The sequence below is a fragment of the Marinimicrobium sp. UBA4209 genome (genome assembly GCF_002381585.1).
GTDB classification, from domain to species: Bacteria; Pseudomonadota; Gammaproteobacteria; order Pseudomonadales; family Cellvibrionaceae; genus Marinimicrobium; species Marinimicrobium koreense.
Map to the genome: position 1 here is coordinate 46,731 of NZ_DFTP01000066.1, position 4,080 is coordinate 50,810.

4 protein-coding genes are annotated in these 4,080 nt (G+C 59.8%); 2 read left to right on the forward strand and 2 right to left on the reverse strand.

What is annotated here, in order from left to right; all coding sequences use genetic code 11:
• Nucleotides 1–583: diguanylate cyclase domain-containing protein (locus B3187_RS09480; RefSeq protein WP_286806015.1), on the forward strand; the 583-nt coding region annotated here is incomplete at its 5' end.
• A gap of 11 nt (nt 584–594) precedes the next feature.
• Here the strand turns inward: B3187_RS09480 and B3187_RS09485 are convergent.
• Nucleotides 595–1,611, reverse strand: a complete 1,017-nt coding sequence (locus B3187_RS09485) for an aspartate carbamoyltransferase (RefSeq protein WP_286806017.1) — start codon at nt 1,609–1,611, stop codon at nt 595–597.
• A gap of 156 nt (nt 1,612–1,767) precedes the next feature.
• On the opposite strand from B3187_RS09485, the gene B3187_RS09490 reads away from it, so the two are divergent.
• Nucleotides 1,768–2,673, forward strand: coding sequence for a DUF2971 domain-containing protein (locus B3187_RS09490; RefSeq protein WP_286806019.1), 906 nt, complete (start codon nt 1,768–1,770; stop codon nt 2,671–2,673).
• On the opposite strand, the gene B3187_RS09495 is transcribed toward B3187_RS09490, so the two are convergent.
• Complete coding sequence (locus B3187_RS09495) at nt 2,660–3,826, reverse strand: FAD-dependent oxidoreductase (protein WP_286806020.1); 1,167 nt, start codon at nt 3,824–3,826, stop codon at nt 2,660–2,662. The genes B3187_RS09490 and B3187_RS09495 overlap by 14 nt on opposite strands.
• Nucleotides 3,827–4,080 lie beyond the last annotated feature (254 nt).

A 4,080-nucleotide genomic window follows, 5' to 3' on the forward strand; every position in this document is an offset into this window, starting at 1 on the left:
CCGCCATATTGGCCAGTGCATCAATCGGGCCGTGCGGGAGCTGTCCCTGGAGCACCGGCACTCACCGGTCGGTGACTGCGTCACCGTCAGTATCGGTGGGGCGACTTGTCATCATTCGATGGGGCATACGCTGGAGGAGGTCATCAAGTGCGCCGATCGCGCCCTGTACCGGGTCAAACACAAGGGACGCGACTCGGCACTGATCGAAGAAGTCGCCACCCACAAAACCGTGCTGATCGTGGCTCAGGGGGGCGACCAGACCCGCGAGATCAGTGAACCGCTACAGCAACACTGCAACATCCTGACCACCGATACCGCCGAAGAGTGCCTGGAAATCGCCAGCGATGTGCTGCCCGACGTCATCATCAGCGACGGAGAGAGCGCCTTTGCCGAAGACCACAGCCTGTTTCGGCTTCTGGCCCGGAGCACCAAGTCAGCGTCCACCCCGATACTGGTGGTGTCCGATGACCCCGAGCGGCCCGACCTTCTGTCAGACCTTGAGGGGCTGGGCCCGGTGGGCTGGCTGAAACGTCCGTTCAGCGCCGCCGAGCTGCGCACCAAAGTGCAAATGCTGCTGGACTGAAGCCCCGCCGATCAGGGCCGACGCAGGGAGTTGAACCAGTTGACCTCCCGAGCGTGCAGATCCACCTGGTCAACCACATCCAGGACCAGGGCAAACAGAGCCATACGCACCACCACTCCGTTGTCCGCCTGGCGGAATATGGCCAGATTGGGGTTCTGATTCAGGTCGTTATCCAACTCGTTGGCCTCCTGCCGGGAGTCTCTCGGCAGGGGATGCATGATGACGGTATTCGGCTCGCAATACTGAGTATAAATGGCCTGATTCAACCGAAAGCGTCCCCGGTAGAGGTCGGCTTCTTCCTTCGTGTCAAACCGCTCTTCCTGAATCCGGGTGGAATAGGCGATATCGACACTGGCAATACTGCTGGGCAGATCTTCCGTGACCGTGACCGAGTGCCCCGACTCGCGCAGCTGCTCGACAATTGCTTCGGGCATCGCCAGCTCACGCGGGGACACCAGAGTCACGTGGACGCCCTGGTACAGGCACAGCAATTTGCACAGCGAGTGCACCGTCCGACCGTATTTGAGGTCGCCGATCATCGCGATTCGCAGTCCGTCCACGCCCCGCCCGCGAGACTCCATTTCCTTGCGGATTGTGTATAAATCGAGCAGCGCCTGACTCGGGTGCTCGTTGGCGCCGTCCCCACCGTTGAGTACTGGCACCCGACTGGCTTCGGCAAACTCCGCCACCGATCCCGATTGTGGGTGGCGCATGCAGATTACGTCACTGAAGCCGGAAAGCACGCGCGCCGTGTCGTACAGCGATTCGCCCTTGGCAAGCGCCGAGCTTTCGATGCCAGTGGTTTCGCGCACCTCGCCACCGAGCAGATTGAACGCGCTGCCGAAGCTTATCCGGGTACGGGTACTGGGTTCAAAGAACATATTGCCCAGAATGGCGCCTTCCAGAACGCGGGTCACCCGGCGTCGCAAGGCGTAGGGGGCCATCGCATCGGCCACGGTGAAGATTCGCTCAATATCGGAACGGTCGAACTGCTGAATGGAGAGAATATGCGAACCGGTAAAATTCACGGGAGGATCCTTTAAGCGGTAGATTGAAGCTGCCGCTCAGTATAGCGCCTCCTGAGCCATTCAAAAATGGGGGAATTGGCCGATAACCTGATCAGGCGGTGGGATTTTGGTTATACTCCGCCTGCACACCATGACTTCGAGAACAAGGGAACCTCTGTGGCCGACTACCCAGACACATTGGCGAAATTCTGCTCCGCACAGACCGCCGAGCAGATTCTTAGCTCCCAGCGCCTGCGCTGGAGTGCTCCTCACCTGTTGGCCGACCCGTTCGAGCTGACACACCAGACGCCGCTGTCATTCGATCCGCTGACGCTTCTCGATGGGGTGATTCGCAGTGCCACGAGCATGATTTTTTCCCGTGAGACGCCTAAGAGCAACTCACCGCTGGCCACCGTGATTCGACGCTGGCGGGACGAGGAGCGTTTCGCCTCCCCGGAGGAAGCCGAAGACGTGCTCAAAGAGCTCATGTCCAGGATGGTGGACCAACGCCAGATCGCCATTGAAGAACTCATGGCCGACTGGCGCAAGTTTACCCGCGAGCTGCGCATTTGCTGCTTCAGCGCCAAGGTCGAGAACCTTCCTTCTTGGCAGCACTTTGCGGATCATCACCGAGGGGTCGCGCTGCGTTTCCGCTGCGGAGAGTACACTACGCTGGTCGACCCCAAGCCGGTGGAATACAGCCTCAACCGCCCGGAAATCACCACGTTCAAGGAGCAGATCAACGCGATTCTACACCAGGAAAAGGTCAACGCCCAATCCCGCTTTGCCGACAAGTTCCTGGTCAAGCCCGCCATGTCGGAAGCCGAGCAGGAGTGGCGGATCTTTTATCACGCGACGGATCAGGCCAGCAGCCGTGAGGCCGATGACAGCCTGTGGTACGACGACCGGCCGTTTGAAAAAAACGATCTGTCAGCGGCTTATTTTGGCGCCTTTATGCCCCGCGAATCCCGTCAGCGTTTACTGGGTATTCTGCGCGAGCAGTACCCCGAGGCCAAGCTGTTCCAGGCCGCGCCCATTCCCGGTAAATACGAAATCGAGTTTACTCGAATCAAGCGGGATTAAGCGGCAGTTCACGCGTGCTTGCCACCGCACGGCGGCGCGGCAGGCTCGGGGCCAACCGCTCGATCACCTGCTCAGCCGTTGCGCGGTACGTGGTCAGCTTGCCCCCCATCACTGACAGCAACCGAGGCTGCTCCTCATTGTCAGCGTGAAAAAGCACCTCACGGGAACGACCAAACGCACTACCCTCCACCTTGGGCAGCACTCGCAAGCCGGCAAAGGACTCTACATTCGACGTCGACACATCCAGTGACGGGAAGTAGTGCTGAAGTGTCCGCAGCAGGTAATCCTGCTCTTCGCGCGTACAGGCTGCTTTCGCTGGATCGCCTTTATGCAGCGTTTCGGTTGTACCGATCAATAACCGGTTGTTCCAAGGCAAGGCAAACACCGCACGCCGATCATCGGGAGCTTCCAGATAGAAGTGGTGTTTCAGGCTCGGGGGCAATAGTAGGTGGGCCCCCTGAACCAGATCCACCTCAGGCCCGGTCAGGGCCGGCGTCACCCGGCCGATGACTTCGGTTCCCCAGGGCCCAGCGCAATTGACCAGCACCCCTGCCTCGACAGAAAGCTCCTTCTCTCCCTGTCGATAAACAATCTCACAACCGGCGGGGTGGCACTCGGCGGACATCAGATCCGCCGGCATCGCCAACTCCGCCCCCAGAGATTCCGCCGAGGCCCAGACCGCACGGGTCAAAGAGGCATCATCCGTTTGCGCCTCCCGGTATCGGAACACAGCCATCAGGTCATCCGTCCGCAAACCATCCAGCGCCGACCACTGACTCCGATGCACGCGAGAAAACTCCGAATCATCATCGAAGCCCGACAGTATCCGATAGAGCCACAAGCCAATGGAGATCTTTCCGGACGAACGGGACGAGGAGCGATAGACCGGAATATGCATATCGACGCGCTTGACCAGCTCCGGCGCTAGCTCGAGAAGCAGCGCGCGCTCCTTGAGGCTCTCGCGAACCAAGCCAAACTGGACCGATTCCAGGTAGCGAAGTCCACCGTGGATCAGCTTTGAAGAGGCGCTGGAAGTGGCGGCCGCCAAGGCGGTCTTCTCCAGCAATAAAACCGAGTAGCCGGCAGCGGCAGCCGCTTGCGCAACGCCCACCCCTTGAATACCACCACCAACCACTACAACGTCGTATTGCATAGAGACTCCAGCCTTGAAAGACGTTTTATCAGTTTAGAGGTCAGTATAGCGGATTGTGTAGAGGTGTTTGTCGATTGGGAGTGTTTGTCGGTTTACGGCCTGCGGCCTAAACCGACCTACGGGAAGGCAAAGCAGATGAGTCAGAACGAGGCCCACCCGCAATGGCCGCAGGCCGAGCGAATCGGCGAGGTCCGTAGGACGAGCCGAGGCACAGCCCCACCCGCTGGAGGAGAGCTTGAGTCGGAGGCAGGATG

Coding starts and splice junctions, on each gene's coding strand:
- B3187_RS09495 (WP_286806020.1), bottom strand. CDS start 3,826: ATGCAATACGACGTTGTAGTGGTTGGTGGTGGTATTCAAGGGGTGGGC.